21 protein-coding genes are annotated in these 22258 nt (G+C 44.0%); 6 read left to right on the forward strand and 15 right to left on the reverse strand.

Annotation, left to right across the window (positions count from 1 at the left end):
• Positions 1-25: 25 nt before the first annotated feature.
• From H7J92_RS14135 to lplA, 8 genes are all read right to left on the reverse strand, one after another.
• Positions 26-1996, reverse strand: coding sequence for a S9 family peptidase (locus H7J92_RS14135; RefSeq protein WP_221837528.1), 1971 nt, complete (start codon positions 1994-1996; stop codon positions 26-28).
• A gap of 141 nt (positions 1997-2137) precedes the next feature.
• Positions 2138-3691: a fatty acid--CoA ligase family protein gene (locus tag H7J92_RS14140; protein WP_221837529.1), complete on the reverse strand. Its 1554-nt coding sequence runs from the start codon at positions 3689-3691 to the stop codon at positions 2138-2140.
• Positions 3692-4499: 808 nt separating this feature from the next.
• Positions 4500-6434 (reverse strand): FtsX-like permease family protein, encoded by a 1935-nt coding sequence (locus tag H7J92_RS14145; protein WP_040758367.1) that lies wholly within the window; start codon positions 6432-6434, stop codon positions 4500-4502.
• On the reverse strand, positions 6406-7227 hold the full coding sequence (locus H7J92_RS14150; RefSeq protein WP_009765866.1) for an ABC transporter ATP-binding protein: 822 nt from the start codon (positions 7225-7227) through the stop codon (positions 6406-6408). Before H7J92_RS14150 ends, H7J92_RS14145 begins: the two co-directional genes overlap by 29 nt.
• Positions 7166-8233, reverse strand: coding sequence for a sensor histidine kinase (locus H7J92_RS14155; RefSeq protein ID WP_221837530.1), 1068 nt, complete (start codon positions 8231-8233; stop codon positions 7166-7168). Before H7J92_RS14155 ends, H7J92_RS14150 begins: the two co-directional genes overlap by 62 nt.
• Positions 8233-8934, reverse strand: coding sequence for a response regulator transcription factor (locus H7J92_RS14160; RefSeq protein ID WP_221837531.1), 702 nt, complete (start codon positions 8932-8934; stop codon positions 8233-8235). Before H7J92_RS14160 ends, H7J92_RS14155 begins: the two co-directional genes overlap by 1 nt.
• An 81-nt stretch (positions 8935-9015) precedes the next feature.
• Positions 9016-9207 (reverse strand): hypothetical protein, encoded by a 192-nt coding sequence (locus H7J92_RS14165; RefSeq protein ID WP_009765869.1) that lies wholly within the window; start codon positions 9205-9207, stop codon positions 9016-9018.
• Positions 9204-10196 carry a lipoate--protein ligase gene (gene lplA / locus H7J92_RS14170; RefSeq protein ID WP_221837533.1) on the reverse strand — a complete coding sequence of 331 codons (993 nt, stop codon included), beginning with the start codon at positions 10194-10196 and terminating at the stop codon, positions 9204-9206. The genes H7J92_RS14165 and lplA overlap by 4 nt, the downstream gene beginning before the upstream one ends.
• Positions 10197-10402: 206 nt before the next feature.
• Here lplA and yhfH point away from each other — a divergent pair, with 206 nt between their 5' ends.
• Positions 10403-10528, forward strand: coding sequence for a protein YhfH (yhfH, locus tag H7J92_RS14175; protein ID WP_114923022.1), 126 nt, complete (start codon positions 10403-10405; stop codon positions 10526-10528).
• 246 nt (positions 10529-10774) lie between these two features.
• Here yhfH and hemY read toward each other — a convergent pair whose 3' ends face one another.
• The 3 genes from hemY to hemE are packed head-to-tail and all read right to left on the reverse strand — an operon-like array spanning position 10775 to position 14236.
• Positions 10775-12190: a protoporphyrinogen oxidase gene (gene hemY, locus H7J92_RS14180; protein ID WP_246603005.1), complete on the reverse strand. Its 1416-nt coding sequence runs from the start codon at positions 12188-12190 to the stop codon at positions 10775-10777.
• 36 nt (positions 12191-12226) lie between these two features.
• Entirely contained in the window at positions 12227-13153 is a 927-nt protein-coding gene (gene hemH, locus H7J92_RS14185) for a ferrochelatase (RefSeq protein ID WP_221837538.1), read from the reverse strand.
• A 39-nt stretch (positions 13154-13192) separates the two neighbouring features.
• Positions 13193-14236 carry a uroporphyrinogen decarboxylase gene (gene hemE, locus H7J92_RS14190; RefSeq protein WP_078817236.1) on the reverse strand — a complete coding sequence of 348 codons (1044 nt, stop codon included), beginning with the start codon at positions 14234-14236 and terminating at the stop codon, positions 13193-13195.
• A gap of 433 nt (positions 14237-14669) precedes the next feature.
• On the opposite strand from hemE, the gene H7J92_RS14195 reads away from it, so the two are divergent.
• The 3 genes from H7J92_RS14195 (at position 14670) to H7J92_RS14205 (ending at position 17181) form a co-directional block, all read left to right on the forward strand.
• Entirely contained in the window at positions 14670-15179 is a 510-nt protein-coding gene (locus tag H7J92_RS14195) for an antibiotic biosynthesis monooxygenase family protein (protein WP_009765875.1), read from the forward strand.
• A gap of 145 nt (positions 15180-15324) precedes the next feature.
• The gene (locus tag H7J92_RS14200) at positions 15325-16488 is read left to right on the forward strand and encodes a M20 family metallopeptidase (RefSeq protein ID WP_009765876.1); all 1164 of its coding nucleotides are present in this window, start codon (positions 15325-15327) and stop codon (positions 16486-16488) included.
• 156 nt (positions 16489-16644) lie between these two features.
• Positions 16645-17181: a competence protein ComK gene (locus tag H7J92_RS14205; RefSeq protein ID WP_009765877.1), complete on the forward strand. Its 537-nt coding sequence runs from the start codon at positions 16645-16647 to the stop codon at positions 17179-17181.
• Here H7J92_RS14205 and H7J92_RS14210 read toward each other — a convergent pair.
• From H7J92_RS14210 to H7J92_RS14225, 4 genes are all read right to left on the reverse strand, one after another.
• Entirely contained in the window at positions 17144-17521 is a 378-nt protein-coding gene (locus H7J92_RS14210) for a YhjD family protein (protein WP_040758371.1), read from the reverse strand. The two genes, H7J92_RS14205 and H7J92_RS14210, sit on opposite strands and share 38 nt — an antisense overlap.
• A gap of 171 nt (positions 17522-17692) precedes the next feature.
• The gene (locus H7J92_RS14215; RefSeq protein ID WP_009765879.1) at positions 17693-18256 is read right to left on the reverse strand and encodes a nuclear transport factor 2 family protein; all 564 of its coding nucleotides are present in this window, start codon (positions 18254-18256) and stop codon (positions 17693-17695) included.
• A gap of 74 nt (positions 18257-18330) precedes the next feature.
• Positions 18331-19011 (reverse strand): response regulator, encoded by a 681-nt coding sequence (locus tag H7J92_RS14220; RefSeq protein WP_040758372.1) that lies wholly within the window; start codon positions 19009-19011, stop codon positions 18331-18333.
• 28 nt (positions 19012-19039) lie between these two features.
• Complete coding sequence (locus H7J92_RS14225; protein WP_221837541.1) at positions 19040-20188, reverse strand: sensor histidine kinase; 1149 nt, start codon at positions 20186-20188, stop codon at positions 19040-19042.
• Between the two features lie 148 nt (positions 20189-20336).
• Here H7J92_RS14225 and H7J92_RS14230 point away from each other — a divergent pair, with 148 nt between their 5' ends.
• On the forward strand, positions 20337-20969 hold the full coding sequence (locus H7J92_RS14230) for a YigZ family protein (protein ID WP_221837544.1): 633 nt from the start codon (positions 20337-20339) through the stop codon (positions 20967-20969).
• A gap of 189 nt (positions 20970-21158) precedes the next feature.
• Positions 21159-22199: an LCP family protein gene (locus tag H7J92_RS14235; RefSeq protein ID WP_139365953.1), complete on the forward strand. Its 1041-nt coding sequence runs from the start codon at positions 21159-21161 to the stop codon at positions 22197-22199.
• Positions 22200-22258 lie beyond the last annotated feature (59 nt).

The following is a 22258-nucleotide window of genomic DNA, read 5'->3' on the forward strand; positions in this document are numbered from 1 at the left end:
AGGTTTTTTACTATCTAATCTTACCTCATAGATAGCGTTCGAACCAGCCAATAATTTCTTTTAGCCTCGCAACGCGTAAATTCGGCTTGCCGGTTCTCGATAAATTATGATCCGACTGCGGGAAACGAACGAATTCCGCCACTTTCCCTAAATCCTTCAACGTGATGAACAATTGCTCCGCTTGCTCGATCGGACAACGGAAATCATTTTCCGAATGCAAAATCAATAACGGCGTGTCAATCTGCTTGGCGTATTTCAACGGCGAGTGCTTCCATAATGTATCCGCATCTCGCATATCCGCATTCAACTGCCAGTCACTGAAATAATAACCGATATCCGAGACACCGAAAAAGCTGATCCAGTTGCTGATCGAGCGTTGTGTTACGGCTGCTTTGAAGCGATTCGTATGACCAACAATCCAGTTCGTCATGAACCCGCCATAGCTTCCACCCGTAACACCCAGCCGATCCGAATCAATCCAAGATTCTTGCGCTAAGACTTCGTCGAGACCTGCCATGATATCCTCGTAATCACCTACGCCATAGTCTCCTCGCACTCCGTCGACAAACACCTGACTATAGCCATGGCTACCTCGAGGATTGACATATAATACACCGTAGCCGTTAGCAGCAAGAATCTGAAGCTCATGAAAATACGTATTACCGTACATCGCATGTGGTCCGCCATGGATTTCGACGATCAGCGGATACTGTTTACCTTCTTCATAGTCTGCCGGTTTTAGCAGCCATCCATGCACTTCCGTGGCGCCACTCATATACTGAACAGCTCGTGGCGCAACAGGCTGTACTTTTTTCAACCAATTTTCATTGAATGTAGTGAGTGCAGTCCGCTCTCCTGTTGCTATGGACTGATGATACAGCTCTCCAGGATTAGTCGCTGTACTGACCGTTAGAAGTGCGAATTCTCCATTCGACGAAACGTCATATCCATAGACATGTTCTTCTTCGCCTGTCGCGGGATAAATCGCCCCGTCCAGCGTGGCCGCATACAATCGCACGTCGCCCATGACGGACAGCTGGAAGTAGAGCTGTTCGTCTTCTGTCCAGACCACTCCCGGCGCAGCGGCTTGCTGTAAATGATCCGAAATACTGTCATCACCGACTGGCGCGTCGATCCCCGCTGTCAAGTTCATCGTCAGCCCGTTCGCTTGATCATAGACGAAAACATCCGCTTGCGTTGCGTTTTTAAACGTCAAGTCTGCTCCGACATAAGCGATATAGCGGTCGTCTTTTGAAAAATGGACGTTGCCAAAATAGCCTTGTTCATCAACGAGCACAGTCTCTTCCTTCGTTTCCGTATCAACGAGAATCAAAGGCAAGCTGAAGTCCTGATCATCGTTTTCCATTCTCTTCACACCAATGACCAGCTGCTTACCGTCATTTGACACCGCTTCTAATGAATGATTACACGGCTCTGAAGTAAAATTCGTCATGCTGCACGTCGCAAGATCTATACAACCGATCTGCGCAAACTCGTCTTGCTGTAAAATGCCTGCTCCGTCCGCTTTATATTTCATTTTCGTAACGCGCACAGGCTGCGGAAACTCTTTCTTCGCTTCCTCTTTCGAAGCAAATGTCTCGCCCGTTTTCACACGGCCGCTAAACCAAATCTTCTGTCCGGAAGGTGCCCATTCAAATGAATCCACGCCATTTTTGCACTCCGTCAGCTGTCTCGCTTCTCCGCCGGCAGTCTGCAGGACATACAGCTGGTTTTTCTCCGTACGATTTGACAAAAACGCAAGCATCTTACCGTCCGCAGACCATTTCGGCATACTCACTTTTTGCTTGCCAAACGTCCATTGGGTCACGTCCTGCGTCCCCAAATCGATATGGTGAATCGTTGAATAGTATTCATTATCCTCTTTATTCATTTCCGTCACAACGACGACTGCTTCCTCATCGTTCGGTGACAGTACTGGATTCGTCACTGACTTCGTTTCGAATAAATCATTGATTCCTACTGGCCGTTTTTCCACCCAATCCCTCCTATTTTGTTGTCGTTTCATTAAACCATAACAAGTTTACGCGAACTTTGGCAACCATTCATTCTATAGAAGACGATCCACGCAACAAAAAAACCTTCCCATAAGCAGGAAGGTCCTTTCGCAGTTGACAATTCAGTTTCTCACTTGATCTTTCAAAGAACGACGCAAGATTTTTCCCGTCGTATTTTTCGGCAATTCATCAAGGAACTCGATATGTTTCGGTACTTTATACTTCGCCAGGCGCTTCGCACAGAAATCCAGAATCGTTTGTTCCGTCGCCTTCGATTCTTCCTTCAGCACCACATACGCCTGAACTTCTTCACCTAAATTGACATCCGGCACGCCGACTACAGCGGCTTCGATAATATCGCGGTGGCTGAACAACACTTCTTCCACTTCACGCGGATACACATTGAATCCACCGACGATAATCATATCTTTCTTGCGGTCAACGATATAAAAGTAACCGTTTTCATCGCGCCGTGCAAGGTCGCCCGTATAGAGCCAGCCGTCACGCAGTACTGCAGCTGTTTCCTCCGGCAACTTATAATAACCTTTCATGACATTCGGTCCGCGGACGATCAACTCGCCCACTTCATTGTCTGCCACTTCTTCGCCTAGCTCATTGACGACCTTGTTTTCCACATTCATAATCGTCGTACCAATTGAACCGGGTACCCGCTCCCTATCTAGTGGATTGAAACATGTGACAGGTGATGCCTCCGATAATCCGTAGCCTTCAGAGACTCTGACCTGGAATTTCTCTTCAAAATCATGCAGCAGGGAAACTGGCAATGAAGAGCCTCCCGAAATAGCAAGTCGGACCGTTTCAAAGTCTTCTGTTTTACCGTCAGGATACTGATAAAGGAAGTTATACATCGTTGGCACACCTGCAAAAACGGTCGCTTTCTGTTTGCGGATCAATGAAAAGATTTCGCTTGGACTAAAGCGCGGCTCCAGCAAAATGGTTGCTCCTTTAAGCAATGGTGCGTTCGCCACAACCGTCAAAGCAAACACATGGAATAACGGCAACGTCGCAACAATTCGATCATCTTCAGAGAAGTCCAAATAGTTCCCGACATCACGCGCGTTGGAATAAATATTCTTATGTGTCAGCATCGCACCTTTCGGATGTCCTGTTGTACCGGATGTATAGAGTATGATAGCGCTTTCACCCTCATCAACCTTCACCATTTCTGAGAGCGGTTGCGATTGTTTCATCAATGCCATGAACGCATGTACTTTTGTTTTCACAGAGTCCGCAAGTCCCGCCATTTTTTCAGGCGTGTCGGGGCTCAATTCACAAATAATATAGTTTTCAATCGTTGGGAATGAATGGCTCGCGACTTCCACAAGCGGCAGCAACTGGTCGATCGCAATGACAGCTTTCGCATCGCTGTTTTCCAAAATGAATGAAATTTCGTCCGGCGTATAGAGTGGATTGATCGGCACGGCTGTTGCACCGAGACGCATCGTGGCATAAAGGGAGATTAAATAATGCGGTGTATTGCCTAATAAAAACGCAACTTTATCTCCTTTATTGACTCCTAGCTCTTTCAATGCAGAGGCAAACATCGATACGGATAGATCAAATTCTGCATATGTAGTGTCTTTCTCCATAAAACGATAAGCAACTTTGTCGGGTTTTGTCTGGGCTGTCTGGTGAACGCTTGAAACTAAATTCATACTTTCATCTCCCTAATAAATGAATGAGTAACCATTCAGTATTTCATTCATTATATCGATAGAATAATTAATCCGCAACCGTTTACTGAAAGTTTTATAGATTTTGTCACTGAGTGTTGGATTTATTGTGCAATTCAAAAAGTACCTACTAAAGATAAAAGGTACCGAGCATGTAGCCCGGGGATTTGCGCTCTGGGTGGACGCTTTCCGCGGGGCGCGCGGTGAGCCGCTTCCTTCGCTTCGCTCAGTCCAGGGTCTCACCTGTCGCGCTAATCCCGCAGGAGTCGCCACCCGCCGCTCCAATCCCTACTTTTTTATAGGAATTATAGTGGCTTGTCCATCGTAATTTATAAGTGACAAAGCGATGATTCCTTACAAGAGCCATCAAATTTCAAAAGCTTAATGGCATGGGGCATTGCTCGTGGGCTTGTTGATGTTAAAATCACTTTCGCCCTTTAACTAGGTCAATGAAAAATGCCAGTTTTATACTCTGACTGCGGGAGCACTTCTTAGATTATAAAAAGACTACAATGAGCTTGCTATGTGCCTCTAACACGCTAACTAAGGATTGGAGTGGAAGACGGTCGAAAGGCAAAAATGTGCTCCTAACGCTTCGCTTTTAGTCGCAAAAGCCGTTCTTCGTGACGGCTTTTCCTGGGGGATTAGCGTGCGCCTTGAGACCCCGCAGGAAGCGCAGCGAACGAGGAGGCTCAAGGCCACGCCCCCCGGAAAGCGTACCGTCTGGAGCGGAAATCCTGGACCGCTTACTGGCTGTATTTTAAATTTCGACTCTAAAAAAGCACCCACTTCAAGAAGTAGGTGCCTTAATATGCGAAATATACCGCCAGCGGATCAGGTAGAAATAGAACACTTGCATGACCGCAAAGCCCAGTAACACGAGTGTCAGTTCTTTGACAATTGAAATTTCAGCGAGCGCATCCCAAATCACCTGCAGCGACAGGAACGCGAACGCGCTGTGGATGAATGACACGCCCCATGGGAAGAAGAACTGCGGGATTAATTGGCGATTGACGATTTTCTTAAACTCCCGATCCGTCATCCCAATCCGTTGCAGCACAGCATATTGCCTTCGATCATGATTGAGCGACGTGTAGAGCCTGAAATAAATAAAACTGCCCGACGCCAGGAAAAACACGCCCGCCAGCAACAAGCCGATAAACAACAACAACGAGAACGTCATGCGGATATGAGAATAATTCAGTCCCGGGTTCTCGAATTCAAAGCGAACCGGCTGTCGATCGTCCAGCATGAGACCGGCCAGCACTTGCGCATTGATCGATAACCCGATGTCCTTCGTCTTCTGCCAATCCTCTATATTGAACGCATAATACGTAAACGCCAATGAATCGGCGGATATCTGTTCTTCCACCCGATCGAAATCCAAATGATTCAGAACGATCGTATTGAGGCCAATCGCATTCGGCGGGAACAACTTATACGGATAGACCCCTTCTACCTCTAATGTTACATTACTATCCGATAGTTTCGTTCGTACCGATTTATTCTGCAACATCTCCGCAGCGGAAGAACTGGAAGGCAGGAATAAGGCGTGCCCTTGCGATAACCGGATAGAATCTTTGCCGAATGAAGCAGCAAGTTCGTTCAAATCCGCCAATTTGACGATATTCACTTTGTTTCGCGTATGGGAAGATTGCTGTTCGAGAACGCGTAAACGCACAGCCGAGTAACCCAGCCCTTGCTGCTCCAGTTCACTTGTCAGCTGTGCAATATGCCGATACTCAAATTCATTATCCGGAAAGCTTTTATAGACTAAGCCAAGCGGATTCACTTCTCGATATTGTGAAGCAAATGACGTCAGTGACGCGAGAATTCCAACCGACATGAACGCAATCGTCGAGACAATCGTCACGATGAAAAACATCCGCGCATTCTCTTTCAGCCGAACAATGCTTTCTGATATGGAAATCATCCAGAAATCACGCCAGAAAAAATGCTTCTGACTGCGAAGCGCATGCAAAATAAGCGGCAGCGTATCGGTGAAAAAGAAGTACGTCCCGAACGTGATAAACGGCGGTAGTAAGAAAAACAGACTGAGAATGCTCGAACGTGAGACAAATGCCGCCATTCCATACGCCAGCGCTAACAAGATGACGCCGAAAACGCCGCGCCTTTTTGAGTACGTATAAACCGACTGCACTGCCGTATCACCATGCAATAAATCCGATACATTCCCTTGTTGGATGAACACTGGTGCAATATACGAAATAATCGCGAATAAACTGAGGAACGCGCCTATGGTCAACCCAAATGGTTTCCACGATAAATAAAGCGGCAGCACGGGAATTTGCACGATCGCTTTAACGATCATGAAAAAGAATTTGGAGAACATAAAGCCAATAAAAATCCCAGTAAGGATCGAAGCAAAACCAAGCAACATCGTCTCAATGAAAATCAAGCGGTACAATTGCCTTTTCGCCATCCCGAGCAACAACAACACGCCAAATTCCTTCGAACGCGCCTGCAAAAATGCACGCATCGAATAAAACAGAAAAAATAACGTGAAGATAAATAGAATGAGTTCCGCAATTCCCATCCCCAGAGAAGAAATTTCTTTTAGAAACGAATTCTCAATTGACGGATGAAATAGCAGCATTGAATACAGGAAAAACACCATGACCGAAAACACACTAGCCATGAAAAATGCGGCATAGACACGACGATTTCGGAGAACGTTACGGTAAGCGAACTGACGAAAAGTCATGCACATTGCCTCCAAGTAATGACAGCACATTCAAGATGCGCTGGAAAAAAGTCTGCCTGCGCTCATCTTTATAAATTTCATTGAAAAATTCGCCGTCTTTAATGAACAGCACACGATCGCAATAACTCGCAGCGATCGGATCATGCGTTACCATGATGATCGTTGTTCGCTCATGCGTGTTAATATTCTCCAACAGCTCCAGCACATCTTTCGCAGACTTCGAATCCAAATTCCCTGTCGGCTCGTCTGCCAGCACAATGTTCGGCTGATGAATCAACGCGCGTCCAATCGCCGTGCGCTGTGCCTGACCACCCGATAATTCATCAGGTCGGCGTTCTAAAATATCTTCCAAATTCAATTTCTGCGCCATATCTTGCACTCTGCTTTTCATTTCCCTTACAGGTAAACCATCAAGAGTCAGCGGTAGCACCAAATTTTCCTCTACCGTCAACATCTGCAGTAAATTAATTTCTTGAAAGACGAAGCCGATTTGCCGTCTGCGGAATAAGGCAATTTCATTTTGACCCAAAGTTTCCGGCTCCACTCCGCCAATGACGATCTTGCCGTATGTTGGGATGTCTGTAGCCATCAATAAATTCAGCAGCGTAGTCTTACCACTCCCCGAAGGACCCATGATTGCCACGAATTCCCCTTCCTCTACGTCAAAATCCAACTGTTTCAATGCGCGGTGCATCACTTTTCCTTCATAAATCTTGGTGACATCTTTCATCTCAACGATTGGTTTCCTCATTTGGTTGTTTATTTGGTGATTGTTTATCTTGTGATCGTGCATCTAGCTGTTCACCCGCCTTTCCGTCTTTGAATAACAAGGCGACCGTTGTACCTTCTCCTTGCTTCGATGAAATCGTCAATTCATGTCCCAATCGCTGACACACTTCCGATGCAATATACAAGCCCATGCCCGTCGATTCACCAGACAGTCTGCCATTTTCGCCTGTAAAAAACGCCTTCGTCACACGATGCAGATCGGACGCCGGTATGCCGATTCCCTCATCCTTGATTTCAAGCAGCAGGCCCTCCGCATTTTGCATAGCCGTCACATGTATCTTCTTGCCTTTTTGAAACGTATATTTTACTGCATTTGTGATGAATTGATTGAGCATAAATTTGATCCACTTGCGATCCGTCGCAACAGTCAGTTGTTCATCTACATTTAAGACAGGAAACAAACCGTTTGTAATAAACAAACGCTTATTTTCATTCAACACTTCCTGCAGTACATTTTTTAACGGCAATCGTTCAATTTGCATATCATCTTCGAATGTTTCAAGCCGTGCATTGACGAGGACGATCTCCAGGCCGGTCCGGATTCTTTCCACTTCCTGACCGATGCTCTTCTTGTCCACTTCCTCCTCCTGCAATAATAAATTAATAACAGAAATCGGCGTTTTCATTTGATGCACCCACTGATTCATGAAATGCAGATGACGATGTTGGACGTTATAGAGCGTCTGCACTTCATGCTGATACAAACGGTACAACTGACGCGTATATTCGGTCGTCTTTCGATGTTCCGGTGTCAACACATGCCGGATGAGCGCGTCCTCCATTTTTTCAGGTTTTTCAACAATAGCTGAATAAAAAGAACGCCGCATAATAAACTTTCCGCCCAAATAACCTGAAGTCAGCAGTACACTCATCGCTACCGAATAGATGGCCGTGTTTGGATTCCGGAAGCCATCCAGCCAATACAGCAGCAAAATGAACAGGACGAGCCCCAACTGAAACAGCATGAATGGGATATGTTCTCTAACGAACAGCAAAATAGCCTTCTTCATTACGCCTCAGACTCCGGTATAAAACGATAGCCCGCTCCGCGCACCGTCTCAATCCACGAGCTCACATCGTAATCCGTCAGCTTTTTACGAACGCGCGCCATATTGACATTGAGCGTATTCTCATCGACGAATGACTGATCATCCCATAACTCCTCAAGCAACCGCTCCCTTGAGACCACTTTGGGGTACTCACCCATCAACAGCTCCAAGATGACACACTCTTTCTTCTGAAGCGGAATCTCTTCCCCTCCCTTTTGTAACGCCATCCGTTCTATGTACAATGTCAAATCGCCGAAATCGATAACCCGCTCCGATTGATTCGGCGCATACTCCCCGACGGATCGACGCAAATGACTCTTAATTTTTGCCAACACAATTTCATAATGGAACGGCTTCGTAATAAAATCATCCCCGCCGTTTTCCAATGCAAATACTTGATCCATATCACCTGAACGTGCCGAAATGAAAATAATCGGGCACATCGTATGCTGTCTCAATTGACGACACCAATAATAGCCGTCATAAATTGGTAAGTTAATATCGAGCAGTACCAAATGCGGATTATATGCCACGCACTCTTCCACCACCCGATCAAAATCTTCAATAATTGCCACTTCATACTGGTACTTCTCAAGTGTACCCGCCAGCAACTGCGCAATCTTCTGATCATCTTCCACAATGAAAATTCGATGCTTCACCACAATCCCTCACTTTCCTACTTCATTTAGTATAGCGCATTTGTTCATCCACATAAAATCTCAGCCCGTCTACTTGCTTCTTCACTAATCAACAAACGAACCGCGCAAAAAAGATGCAGAACCGAACGTAATTCTCATCACACCGAACCATTCTCCACCCTGACCGAACCAAAACAGCAGACTAACGCGCCAAACTCCTTTTGCACCGAACCAAACCATATCCTTAACGAAAAAAAGCGCAGTGCCTCGCAAGACACGCGCTTCCTCTTCATTCAATAAATCAATCCAACAAACTCTTCTAGTTGAATACCGCCCAAAATCTTCTCCACATCCATCGACGCTAGCGCCTCCGTAATCGCTTTACGTTCATATTTTACGCCAGTCAGCCGCTGTTCAATCTCCGCCACTTCACCAACCCCGAAAAAGTCACCATAGATGTGGATATCTTCGATGCTTCCTTTTACAACATACAAGCGTACATCAATGCCCCCGACCGGGAAACGTTTCGATTGTTGCACATTGAACTTTGGAGAACGACCATAGTTCCAATCCCAATTTCCGTAACGCTCAGCAGATAGCTTGCGAATATTTGACCAGTCTTCTTCTGTAAGTTCCTTATATTGAATATTTTCTTCTCCATCAAAAATCGAATTCAATATTTCCTGCCTGAATTGCTCAATCGAAATTGGCTCTTCGAGAAACTCCGAAATATTGGCAACACGACTGCGGATCGACTTAATGCCTTTCGACTCGATTTTGTCTTTTTTCACTTTCAGCGAGTTGACGACACCTTCCATATCTGTGTCAAACAGCAATGTCCCGTGACTGAACATCCGGCCACCTGTCGCAAACTGTGCATTTCCTGAAATTTTCCGTCCATCGATCAGAATATCGTTACGACCAAGCAGTTCTGCTTTGATGCCCATCTTCGCGAGCGCATCCGTTACGGGCTCAGTGAACTTCTTGAAGTTCCGGAATGAATCTCCATCATCTTTCGTAATGATACTGAAGTTCAAGTTTCCTTGATCATGATAGACAGCGCCGCCGCCAGATAGTCGGCGGACGACATGAATGTCTTCACGATCCACAAATTCTGTGTTGATCTCTTCAATGGTATTTTGATTTTTACCGATAATGATCGATGGTTCATTGATATAGAACAGTAAATACGAATCTTTGTCGACGTCCATCGTCTTTAAGACATATTCTTCAATTGCCAAGTTAATTCGTGGATCTGTTACCCCTTTATTGTCAATAAATTGCATTTCCTATCTCTCCTCACAATTTTGTCACATTTATTTTCTGTGAATTCTTTCAATTTAACTTGTCCAAAACCTGTGGAAAGCGCGTCACCAAAGGTCTGAACCTATTTTAACAGATAAATTTGCAGAGTGTTGACTTTTGCTACCTGTTATAATACACTATGAATATATCAAGGAGTTATACAACAAGGGAAAGGAATTGATCAGATATGGTTGAAAGTATCGTAGAGTTTTTCAAGAACTTGCCGGCGAAGGTTTGTGCGACATGCGGAAACGAAATCGAAGAGCAGCATGAGTGCTACTCTAATCACTGTGACCACTGCAACATTAAATAATATAAAACTTTCATTCGGCGAATATCTCGGTATTCGCTTTTTTTGTTGTCTGAAATAGATACAGGCTTTGCACACCGTTGATTTCCGCTCCAATCAACTTGAACTTCTCCCACCCCAAAAATAAAAATCTAAAACCTAAAACTTCAAATCTAAAATTAAAAGTGAACTGTTCTTAACAGATAATATTTATCAATCAAAAAATTCACATAAAAAAACAGCCAGAGCATAGCGTTCTGGCTGTTTTGGTTATTTAAAGAGGTCGGTCAAGATGTTCTCCATTGCGGCTACTCCCTGGTCGATGCAATCGGGCAGGCCGACTCCGTTGTAGGAGGCGCCTGCGAGTTGAATCATGGGGAATTGTTCGTGGAGTTCTTGTCTCGCTCTTAGGATTTTTTCTTTGTGTCCGACTCGGTATTGCGGTCGGTCTTCTTTCCAGCGTGTGATGATGCAAAATTCGGGTTGACCTTCTAAGCCTAGGATTTCACCTAAGTCTTTGAGGACGATTTTCTCTATCTCACTGTCAGGCAAATCGACGATCGCTTCTTCTCCGATTCTTCCGACGAAGGCTCTGACCATCACTTTATCGTCCGGTGTGGTCGTTGGCCATTTGCGGTCGACGAGTGTGCAGGCGGTAATTGAGTAATTGCTGCTGCGTGGCACTAAGAAACCCGTTCCGTCAATTTCGCGTTTCATTGCACTTTTTGGGAAACCAAGTGCAACGGTCGCGACGGAGGTGGTTGGGATTGTTCCGAGTTCCTTTAGCAGACCATGCGGTTCAAACAATTGACTTGCTACGGAATGACTCGTTGCCATGATCACTGCATCTGCTTCGATTTGTTGCTGATCGCTCAATGTCAAAATCACTCGGTTGTCTTGCTTATCTACCTTGATAACCCGAGTCCCTTTCATGACAACTACTGGATCGAGCTGTTCTTCCAGCGCCTCTACTACAGATTCCAGCCCTTGCCTAAAGGTGTGGAAAGCACCCATTTTTTTGGAGCTATGGCTGTTTTTCTGCGGCAACTGTTTCGGCGTTGTTTTTTTCATGCCTAAAATTAAGCTCCGATGCTTTCTCTCCACTTCATAAAACTGTGGAAAAGTAGATTCTAAGCTCATCTGATCAATATCGCCTGCATAGACACCTGACAATAATGGCTCGATCAAATTTTCCACTACCTCGGTACCAAAGCGTCGACGGAAGAATTTCCCCAGCGACTGATCACCAGATACTTCGGAGCGTGGCAACACAAAATCACCTGCTGCTCGCAGTTTTCCGCTTAAACTGAATAATCCCGATGTAATGAATGGTTTGACCTCTGTCGGAACCCCCATCACAGCACCTGCCGGAATAGGATGCATTTGATCCTGCAGTAATATATAGGCTTGTCCAGTCGCATTTCGGACGAGTTGATCGGCTATTCCGAGATCACTTGCCAATTGATCTACGCTCTTTTTACGGATCAGGAAGGAGTCGGGACCGCGTTCTATCACATAGCCGTCTCGGCGCACTGTCTGGATTTTGCCACCTAGCTCCGGTGAAGCCTCAATTAAGGTGATATCTAAAGGATACCCCTGTTCATTAACTTCTTTTTGCATATAATAAGCCGCAGAAAGCCCTGTGATGCCCCCGCCGATAATGACTACTTTTTTCCGCCCATTCATGTCCTTCGTTCCTCCGATCTTGCTGGATTCCATACCTTACTTTAACTTTTCTAATACTGCATCCGCCATCGCATCCACAAATAACGGATCTGTGTTTGGCATCGCAGGTCTATGATACGCCGCTCCGATTTCATCGCAAACGACTTTGCATTCGTAATCATTGTCGTACAACACTTCTAGGTGATCGGAAACAAAACCGACCGGCGTATAAACAAAGGACTTGTAACCTTTTGTTTCATGCAGCTCACGTGTTAAATCCTGTACGTCAGGTCCAAGCCACGGCTCGCCGGTTTGTCCTTCACTCTGCCATCCAAGTGCATATGTTTTCACTCCGGCTGCTTCTGTAATCAGTTTAGCTGTTTCTTTCAACTGATCTGCATACGGATCGCCATTTGCCAAGATCTTTTCAGGCAATGAATGTGCCGAGACGATCAAACATGCATGCTTGCGTTCAGACTCGTCCATCGCATCATATGTCTGACGCAATTGGTTGGCCCAGTAGTCAATGAACTTCGGCTGTTTGTACCAGCTTTCCACAGATGTCATACGAATTCCATGCTTGTCCGCTTCTTCTTTCGCACGACCGTTATACGATTTTACCGAGAACGTTGAGAAATGAGGTGCCAAGACGATAGATACAGCTTCTTCTATTCCATCGTTATGCATTTTTTGTATTGCATCTTCAATGAACGGAGCGATATGCTTCAGCCCGACATATACTTGAAAATCGATATCGTCTTGCACTTCATTCAAACGGTTGCATAACGCGTTCGCTTGATTTTCCGTTATTCTAGCTAACGGTGAAATCCCTCCGATTGCTTCATAGCGATTGCGCAGATCTTCCAATTGCTCAGGTGCCGGCGGACGGCCTCTGCGGATATGCGTGTAGTAGGGTTCCAAGTCTTCGTCAGAGTATGGTGTTCCATACGCCATGACAAGCAGACCCATTTTCTTCTTTGTCATATTGTTCACCTCATTGGTTTTAATACATTATTCTTCAGTTTATTTTGAGCGCAGTTGCGCACTATATTCATGCACGAAAGCTGTCAAACGTTTCAATGTAGCCGGCTGTACTTCTGGGAAGACACCATGGCCTAAATTAAAGATATGGCTGCCGTGTTCGACACCCTCTTCGACAATTCGTTTCGCGCGTTCTTCAATGATCGACCAATCCGCCAACAGCATGGATGGATCTAAGTTCCCTTGAAGCGGCTTTGTCAACCCGCGTTCTCCTGCTTCTTTAACGGACAATCGCCAATCCAGTCCTACTACGTCGACAGGAAGATCATGCCATTCATTTGCCAGATGACTCGCACCTACGCCAAATGTGATCAATGGAACGTTTAACTTGCGAAGTTCTGAGAAAATACGTGTCATCGTTGGCTTAATAAAGATACGGTAGTCTGACACGTTTAGTGCACCTACCCACGAATCAAATATTTGAACAGCTTTTGCTCCGGCTGCCACTTGCGCCTGAATATAGGCAATCGTCATGTCCGCTAATTTATCCATCAACGCAAACCAAGCCTCTGGTTCAGACACCATGAAGGATTTCGTTAAATTATAACTGCGGGAAGGTCCCCCTTCGATCATGTAGCTGGCAAGTGTAAAAGGTGCTCCAGCAAAACCAATCAACGGTACATTCAGTTGTTCTTGGGTCAAGATTTTAATCGTGTCCAAAACGTATGGAACTTGGTCTTCTGCCGAAAACTCTCCAAGTTTCTCGATATCTTTTATCGAACGTATCGGGTTAGAAATGACTGGGCCAACGCCGGACTTTATCTTCACGTCAATTCCGATTCCAACTAATGGTGTTACAATATCTTTATATAAAATAGCCGCGTCTACATCGTATTGATCGACAGGCAATTTCGTCACATATGCACATAATTCAGGTTGGTGCGTGATCTCTTCCAAGGAGTACTTCTCTTTAATCTCTCTGTATTCCGGTTGCGAACGTCCTGCTTGACGCATGAACCACACAGGTGTGTGGCCAATCTCTTCTCCTCTGGCAGCACGCAGCAACGTATCATTAAACGTTGTCATGTTTACCGATCCCTCTTTCCATTATTTTACGTTTATCAATCAATTACGCCTCGGCGCAATTGTGTCCAGATTTTTTCGAACTCACTCGAAAATTCCCTTTAAAAATCTGTGACATTCGCTGGAGGCTTTAATTTCACTCCGTTGAAATTCAAGCACGGTAGAGTGAAGTTAAATTATTATTCGTTTCTCATCATAAACTGTTGATAAGTCAATGTATAGCGAATTGCCCCTTTGTCATAATTTTGTGCTTTGCTTCTTGACCACTTCGCCATGTTTTAGACAATCATTCCCCCTAACTAACTTACTTTGAGTTTGATTTTTAGTATTAAGGGGAACTATTTACTATAGAATACACAAACAGGATAAGATAGAACACGATCGACTGGATTCAGCCGTTTAATTCGTATGTTACTAGCCAAAGGAGGAACTATTGATGAATATTTATATGACAACAGGAACTATTGACTTTATGGAAAAGGTTAAAGAAAAGTACAAGAACGAATCGATCATCTTAATGAATGGCGGTGGTCATACACTTTTGCTTCACGAAACAAGTGGAGCATCCGTTTTCCAAACTCCTAGAAAATATGAGGTTGTAGGAGCAGAAGGGCAGCTTTCTGAGAACGGATATTATGCTTTGGATAACGTTGCAGTCACCGACGAAGGCAAACCGATTTTTGAACATCACTACAAAACGATGGGCACTAAATTGAAAGACCTTCCAGGTTTCATTGCTTTTCGTCTGTTACGTCCTATCGGTTCCGACACGTACATCATACTGACTGAATGGACAGAGAAGCGGCTTTATGAACTATGGCATAACTCCCCTGGTTCAAAACTTTCCAACCCTAATAATTTTAAAGACCAAGGCGGAGCCACTTTGCATATTTTTTCGAGCGCACCTTATACCGCCACATACAAAACACCTACTGAGGAGATTTGACGTATCCACGTCAAACCTTCTTTTCTTCCTTCAGCTCTGCTTTCGCCTGAATTGTCAGACTGCCCTATTTGCGGCTGTCCTTTCGCATTGCTATACTAGTAGCTAGGATGCATAGTTTCGTACTTAGGTTGAAAGGGGAATTTTGATGAGAGATTTATTATTCAAGAAATTAGAACAATCATATGATGACATGGTAGAGATTCGCCGCCATTTACATATGAACCCCGAAATTTCATTTAAAGAAGAAAAGACTGCTGCCTATATTGCGGATTTTTATAAACAATTAGGTGTTGACGTTCGTACTGGCGTTGGTGGCAATGGAGTTGTGGCTAAAGTTAAAGGCGGAAAAGCTGGAAAGACTGTCGCGTTGCGTGCTGATTTTGATGCATTGCCTATTCAAGATCAAAAAGACACACCTTATGCTTCTAAAGTTCCGGGAGTCATGCACGCTTGCGGCCATGACGGCCATACTGCGACACTTCTCCAGCTTGCGAAGGCAATCCACGAAATGCGAGAAGAGTTGGCAGGTGAATATGTGTTTATTCACCAGCACGCAGAAGAGCTGGCTCCTGGCGGTGCGATCGCCATGATTGAAGACGGTTGTCTGGATGAAGTAGATGTCATTTTTGGTACGCATCTTTGGTCTTTGTTTGAGTCGGGTGTCATTTATTATGCAGACGGTCCGATCATGGCAGCACCCGATCGTTTCCACTTCACTATTCAGGGAGCTGGCGGACACGGCGCCTCTCCTCACCAAACAAAGGACGCGATTGTCATCGGCTCCCAATTGGTCATGAACTTACAGCAGATCGTCTCTAGACGTGTTGATCCCATTGAATCGGCAGTCTTATCTGTCGGATCATTCATTTCGGATAACGCATACAACGTCATTGCCGATCAGGCAGTGATCGTTGGGACGGTTCGGACATTCACACAAGAACTTCGTGATTTGATGGAACAGGAGATTCGCCGCGTGGCGGAAGGTACCGCTATTGCAAATGATTGCCAGATTAAAGTAGAGTATACCCGCGGCTATCCTGCAGTAGTCAATCATGTCAAAGAAACAATTTTCCTTAAATCTGTCGCTGAGTCAATTCCTGATTTGGCAGGTGTTGAAGAAATGAAACCACAGATGGGTGGAGAAGATTTTGCTTATTACCTGGAAAAAGTACCGGGCACCTTCTTCTTTACAGGAGCTAAACCGACGGACGCATATCCTCACCATCATCCTCGATTCGACATCGATGAAAAAGCGATGATGGCAGCGGCAAAAACTCTCGGCGCTGCAGCAATCGAATACCAAAAGTGAACGTAGGCTGTCAACATATTTTATTCTGTTGGCAGCCTTTTTTCATGTAATCAACTAAATAATTCACCTTTTCTGTATTTTGTTGTTGATTTTAGTTTTTTCTGTCATATAATGAGAGAAACACTTATATTGTCCTATGAAAGAGGAGGGTACGCTATGGTAAATCAACAAAATTTATCGTCTTACGTAGTCACATTTCATACTTTTGCATTACTTCACGGGCAACATTCGAATCCTTACTATACAAAAGTAGTAGAAAATGATCGAACTTTCATTGTCGAGAAAACACCTTTGGAAATCATGAGGGATTCTTGCACGCATTATCGTACAAATTTCGATTCGATTATCAACAGTTCAAAAAGCGACTTAAAGAAACGGCCTAAACCGCCGATCATGCTGACCCATTCAAACGATCGGCCGCTGCTGTTTTTTCCTTTATTGTCCCCATCGCTCCATAAAAATTCTTGGATTGCCTATCATGCCGTAAAAGATGCGCACCAGCATAAGGATGGAGTCTCGGTCGTTCTAAAAAATGATACTCGGATGTCTTTAAACACTTCCATAGCTACGGTCTATCGGCAACTTGCACTGTCGCATTTCCTTTCCGAGCGTTTTGATAACGCTCAGGAAGAACTGAGAAGTTCTTACTATATGATCATGGAGCCAAAAAATTCTGACTCTCCAATTTCCTGAGATACTGATTTAATAGCTCTTCTGTACGGTTCCGCAAGCGTACGTTTAAGTAACGGCGGTAGTCTTCATAGCCATCATGCACGAATAGATATTCTGTGAATAACTCATCTGAAGATTGGCGGATTACTTTCATCTTGTGCTGCCGCAAATATACAGCAGTTTTTTGCAAATCTGTCGTTACCGAATTCATTGCATCTTCCAGCAAATTCAGATAGGGACTTTTCAGTTTAAAGGGGACTTTTTCCACTAATTGTCGATCTCTTTCTAGAATGGTCATTAGCATGGGCAAATAAATATGGTTCTCCAAATACGGCAATGCCTCCGCAGGAATCAAAGGCATAAACATCGCCTCCTATAAGAACTTATGTTCGTATACAAATTATAATTCCTTTAAGCTCATAAAGCAAGCAGTATTAGTATGGTAATTTTTGTTTCTCTTCATACAAAAACTGCACCGCCACTTGTTAGATCATACCTAACAAGCAGGGGGCAGTTTTTGGCTGAATGCCTTTTATTCTTGTGGTTCATCCCCGATAAAATGAATCGAGAAGACTTTCCACGCGCCATCTTCTTTATGGAACACTGTCACTTGGCGACCTTCCGGAACATTTTCTACTCCACTTTCCAAATCAGTAAAAGTCGTTTTCATCGTAGCAAACAATTGAGCTGTATCTTTATCATATTTTACGATTGTTTCGTTATCTGCCTCGCGCTTCATGTCTGTTGTGTTCAGCATTTCTTCTGTCGCTTTACGCTCTTCTTTCAGATCATAACCTTCTTTAGACAACGTAGCCAGATAGCCGTCCACGTCCTTGTTGTTCAACGTTTCAATATATCGGTCGAATGCTGCGAGAATATTTTTCTTTTCTTCGTCCGGAACATCCGATGCCTCTTCGACTTGATCACCCGACATGCTAAAGCCCACTTTGTTATCGTCGACACCATGGTCGATCGCCCCGCTGCCCGGAGCCGCTTCCCCATTGTCGATGTCATTTGGATTGGTTTCTCCCGCATTCGAACATGCACCCAAAATCAGTGCGACGCTAATAGATGCGGCTGCTAATTTTTTCTTCATTTTTTCCTCCTACATATAGAAAAAGACCTTTTAACTTAATTAAGCAAAGGTCCTTTTTCTTTTTGTAAAGATAATTATTTTACTTCTACCCAACCATTTTTAATTGCCGTGACAACTGCTTGTGTCCGGTCGTTTACATTCATTTTTTGTAAGATACTGGAGACGTGGTTTTTCACTGTTTTTTCGGAAATAAACAATGTTTCACCGATCGTCCTGTTGCTTTGTCCGTCCGTCAGCAATTGCAGTACTTCACATTCCCGTTTCGTCAATAAATGAAGCGGACGGCGAATGTCGTTTTGCTGGAAAGATCCCTTATGTTCTCTCTCACTCAAGCGGCGGAATTCTGATACTAAGTTATGTGTAACTTTCGGGTGCAAATATGATCCCCCAGCAGCCACTACTTTGATCGCTTGTACAATCGCATCGGCATCCATCTCTTTCAGCATGAAGCCAAGTGCCCCCGTTTTCAAAGCGTGTGTCACATAGGACTCATCGTCATGAATGGATAGCATGATCACTTTTGCGTCCGGGTATTCCTTCACCAATTGCTCCGTAGCATCTACACCGTTCATACGGGGCATATTAATATCCATTAGTACTACATCCGGCTGAAATTGTTCGAACAATTCAACCACTTCACTCCCGTCATCACCTTCCGCTACTACGTTAAACGACTCTTCAAAGTCTAAAATGCGTTTAACCCCTTCGCGAAATAATTGATGATCATCTACTATTAAAATTTTCGTTGATTCCATGTTCTGTTCCTCCAAGTCTTTATGTAGCTTATCTTTCTTCATCTAGCGGGATTCGGAAAAGAAGCGAAGTTCCTTCATCAATACTTGAAATAACTTTCATTTCTCCCTTTAATAAATCCACGCGTTCTTGCATTCCAATTAACCCAAATGATTTATCTTTCACTTCATTTGTATCAAAACCGCAACCTTTGTCTTTTATGAGTATATTTACAGTTTCACGCAACCACTCGATTTTCACCCAAATTTCATCTGTTTTTGCATGCTTGATGCAGTTATTGACAGATTCTTGAACGAGGCGGAAAATCCCCACTTCAAAGTTGGAATCAAATCTTCTCTCAACTCCACTGCTCTGAAAATGTATAGTTAGTGGTGCTTCATATTCACTAATGGTCGATAAATATTTTTTTAATGTCGGGACAAGCCCCAAGTCATCGAGAGCCATCGGACGCAGATCGTAAATAATGCGCCGCACTTCGGATAGTGCTCCTCTGACTGACTCTTTCAGCTGGGCCAGTTCATACAATGCATTGTCCGGACCTTTTTGCACAAATGTTTTCTCAATCAATCCTGAACGCATCAGTACATTCGCCAGCATTTGAGCCGGTCCATCGTGAATATCGCGTGAAAGTCGTTTACGCTCTTCTTCTTGGGCTTGGATAATTTGAATTGCAAAATCTTGTTTGTGACGAGCAGTTTCAAGTGCCGTACTCACATTTTTCAAATCCGATGTTAAGTAAGTAATCACTGTGGTTACTTGATTAACAAGTTGATCAGCCCTTTCAATTGTAGAGAGCAACATGACAAGTCGACGTTCTAACTCATCACGTCTTGTTCGCAATTGCTTTTCCTCCATTTTATTGACAGAGACGCGTACAAGCAAATCATTTGCCACACTGTAAGCTTGCTTCACTTCATCTTCGCTATAACTGATGAAATTCTTCGACACGTTAGCCAAGCGTTTTCTTGAGTGGCGTGACATATCTTCTAGATAATCGCCTTCAGTTATGACATGGGAAATGCTCTCTTTCACTTCAGCTAGCTCTTTCTGCATCTCTTCAAAACTTTGACGGCTTTGTTCGCTAATTAAAAATATGTCATTTTTCGACTGATCCATTACATCGACCATGTTTTCGAAAATTTTCTCCATTTGTTGGATGTCGATCGCCTTCTCGTTCAAATAACTCCCTCCCGCATCTGTCTATGTAAAAATATGCAAAGTGAGCAGCATTGCAGTTTAGCCTAATTACTTATACACTTCATATAGTATATCATCTAGATGATGTAAAAGTATTATAAGTATATTACAAATGTAGGGGGCACGACAAATGCGAGCTAATTACAAAACTGTAAACCAGTATGGTGAAAGTGATTTCGTGATTCAAAAATCTCGTTTCCTTTCATTTGTCAAAAGAGTAGAAACTGAAGATGAAGCACTCGACTTCATCCAGGATATCAAAAAACAACACCATTCCGCGACACATAATTGTTCTGCATATATAATAGGCGAGCACGATCACATCCAAAAAGCGAATGACGATGGGGAACCTTCCGGCACGGCAGGCGTTCCAATCTTGGAGGTTCTGAAAAAACAACAACTGAAAGACACCGTCATCGTGGTCACACGCTATTTCGGCGGCATTAAACTCGGTGGAGGCGGATTGATTCGCGCCTACGGTAAAGCCGCTTCAGAAGGAATTGCTGCAACAGGCGTCGTAGAAAGAAGGCTGCATCTCTTGACAAAGACTTCTATAGATTATACTTGGTTAGGAAAAGTTGAGAATGAGGTTCGCCAATCTGCCTATCCTTTAAAAGAAATTGTCTATGAAGAGGACGTCGGACTGTTTTTATATGTTCCTGCAGAAGATGAAATGACATTTAAAGAATGGATGACAGAGCTGACGAACGGTCAAGCAGAAATCACTACAATCCGTCACAAGTTTCTTGAATTCGCTATTTGAACTACTATACGTTTGCAAAAAAAACAGGTATAATAGCAGAAGATGTAATAGATGATTAATATGTCCTTCTTTCAGTAATCTGACTAATGAAAAAGGCATGAATACTTGACTATGTGTCAGTAAGTCACGGCTGTTTTTGCCCGATTCGCCACTGACGGCCTTTTCTGCCGTACACTTTGGAGGTATATGATGAAAAGAAAAGATTATAAAAAAAGGAAGAAAGCCTCTTCGAAAACTCGGCTCTTCTTAAAAATATTTTTATTTACGTTTCTCGCTGTAGTGGCAGTAGGCGCCGCGTATTTAGCAAAGCTGCATAATCAGACAGTGGATGTATTGGACCGTTCCTACGAGCCACTCGCCAAAAAGGACTCGCAACAAGAACTGCGTGTAGAGCCTGCGAAAGATAAGGTTTCGATTCTTTTGGTCGGTGTGGATGAGAGTGAGACCCGTCAGAAAGAAGAGAGTCACGGCCGTTCTGACGCATTGATCTTAGCTACTTTAAATCCTAAACAAAAAAGTGTGAAGCTTGTCAGCATCCCCCGTGACTCCTATGTCTACATTCCAGAAGTCAAATACAAAGACAAGATCACACATGCACATGCTTACGGAGGGACAGCCGCTTCCATCGATACAGTGGAAGAGTTATTCGATATCCCGATAAATTATTACGTCAAAATGAATTTCAATGCATTTATCGACGTGGTAGACGCGCTCGGCGGTGTAGAGGTAGAAGTACCTTATGAACGGATTGAAAAAGATGAAAACGATAAGAACGCAATCCACTTGATGCCTGGCTTGCAACGCTTGGACGGACGCCATACATTGGCCCTGGCACGGACGCGTAAACTCGACAGCGACCTTGAACGTGGTAAACGCCAACAAATGATTCTTCAAGCGATGATCAAAGAAGCAACCTCCATCAAGTCCATTACAAAATATGGTGATGTGATCAACGCTCTCGGTGAAAATATGAAAACTGACATGACATCAAAACAAATGCTTTCTTTCATTGAGTATGTAAAAAGCGGTATGCCCGAGGTAGATACTTTATCATTAAGCGGCTACGATGATTGGTCTACTGGCGTATATTACTACAAACTTGACGAACGGGATTTGGAAGAAACAAAGCAAATCCTCAAATCACATCTTGGATTGATTCCCGATTCTTCTTCATTGACGGAGTTGGACACCAACCAAACTTCTCCTCCAAGCGAGGTAGCACATCAATAAGGAAAAGAGCGAAGTGCCATATGGCATCTGTAGTGACCCCTAAAAGTTAGAGTTTTATA

The organism is Sporosarcina aquimarina, from assembly GCF_019748715.1.
Lineage (GTDB): Bacteria > Bacillota > Bacilli > Bacillales_A > Planococcaceae > Sporosarcina > Sporosarcina newyorkensis.

Bases quoted from the DNA above. Each gene is read 5' to 3' on its own strand.
- H7J92_RS14140 (WP_221837529.1), bottom strand. From the start codon at position 3,691: ATGAATTTAGTTTCAAGCGTTCACCAGACAGCCCAGACAAAACCCGAC.
- H7J92_RS14145 (WP_040758367.1), bottom strand. From the start codon at position 6,434: ATGACTTTTCGTCAGTTCGCTTACCGTAACGTTCTCCGAAATCGTCGT.
- H7J92_RS14150 (WP_009765866.1), bottom strand. From the start codon at position 7,227: ATGCACGATCACAAGATAAACAATCACCAAATAAACAACCAAATGAGG.
- H7J92_RS14155 (WP_221837530.1), bottom strand. From the start codon at position 8,233: ATGAAGAAGGCTATTTTGCTGTTCGTTAGAGAACATATCCCATTCATG.
- lplA (WP_221837533.1), bottom strand. From the start codon at position 10,196: ATGCAATTTATTGACAATAAAGGGGTAACAGATCCACGAATTAACTTG.
- yhfH (WP_114923022.1), top strand. From the start codon at position 10,403: ATGGTTGAAAGTATCGTAGAGTTTTTCAAGAACTTGCCGGCGAAGGTT.
- hemY (WP_246603005.1), bottom strand. From the start codon at position 12,190: ATGAATGGGCGGAAAAAAGTAGTCATTATCGGCGGGGGCATCACAGGG.
- hemH (WP_221837538.1), bottom strand. From the start codon at position 13,153: ATGACAAAGAAGAAAATGGGTCTGCTTGTCATGGCGTATGGAACACCA.
- hemE (WP_078817236.1), bottom strand. From the start codon at position 14,236: ATGACAACGTTTAATGATACGTTGCTGCGTGCTGCCAGAGGAGAAGAG.
- H7J92_RS14195 (WP_009765875.1), top strand. From the start codon at position 14,670: ATGAATATTTATATGACAACAGGAACTATTGACTTTATGGAAAAGGTT.
- H7J92_RS14200 (WP_009765876.1), top strand. From the start codon at position 15,325: ATGAGAGATTTATTATTCAAGAAATTAGAACAATCATATGATGACATG.
- H7J92_RS14205 (WP_009765877.1), top strand. From the start codon at position 16,645: ATGGTAAATCAACAAAATTTATCGTCTTACGTAGTCACATTTCATACT.
- H7J92_RS14210 (WP_040758371.1), bottom strand. From the start codon at position 17,521: ATGCCTTTGATTCCTGCGGAGGCATTGCCGTATTTGGAGAACCATATT.
- H7J92_RS14215 (WP_009765879.1), bottom strand. From the start codon at position 18,256: ATGAAGAAAAAATTAGCAGCCGCATCTATTAGCGTCGCACTGATTTTG.
- H7J92_RS14220 (WP_040758372.1), bottom strand. From the start codon at position 19,011: ATGGAATCAACGAAAATTTTAATAGTAGATGATCATCAATTATTTCGC.
- H7J92_RS14230 (WP_221837544.1), top strand. From the start codon at position 20,337: ATGCGAGCTAATTACAAAACTGTAAACCAGTATGGTGAAAGTGATTTC.
- H7J92_RS14235 (WP_139365953.1), top strand. From the start codon at position 21,159: ATGAAAAGAAAAGATTATAAAAAAAGGAAGAAAGCCTCTTCGAAAACT.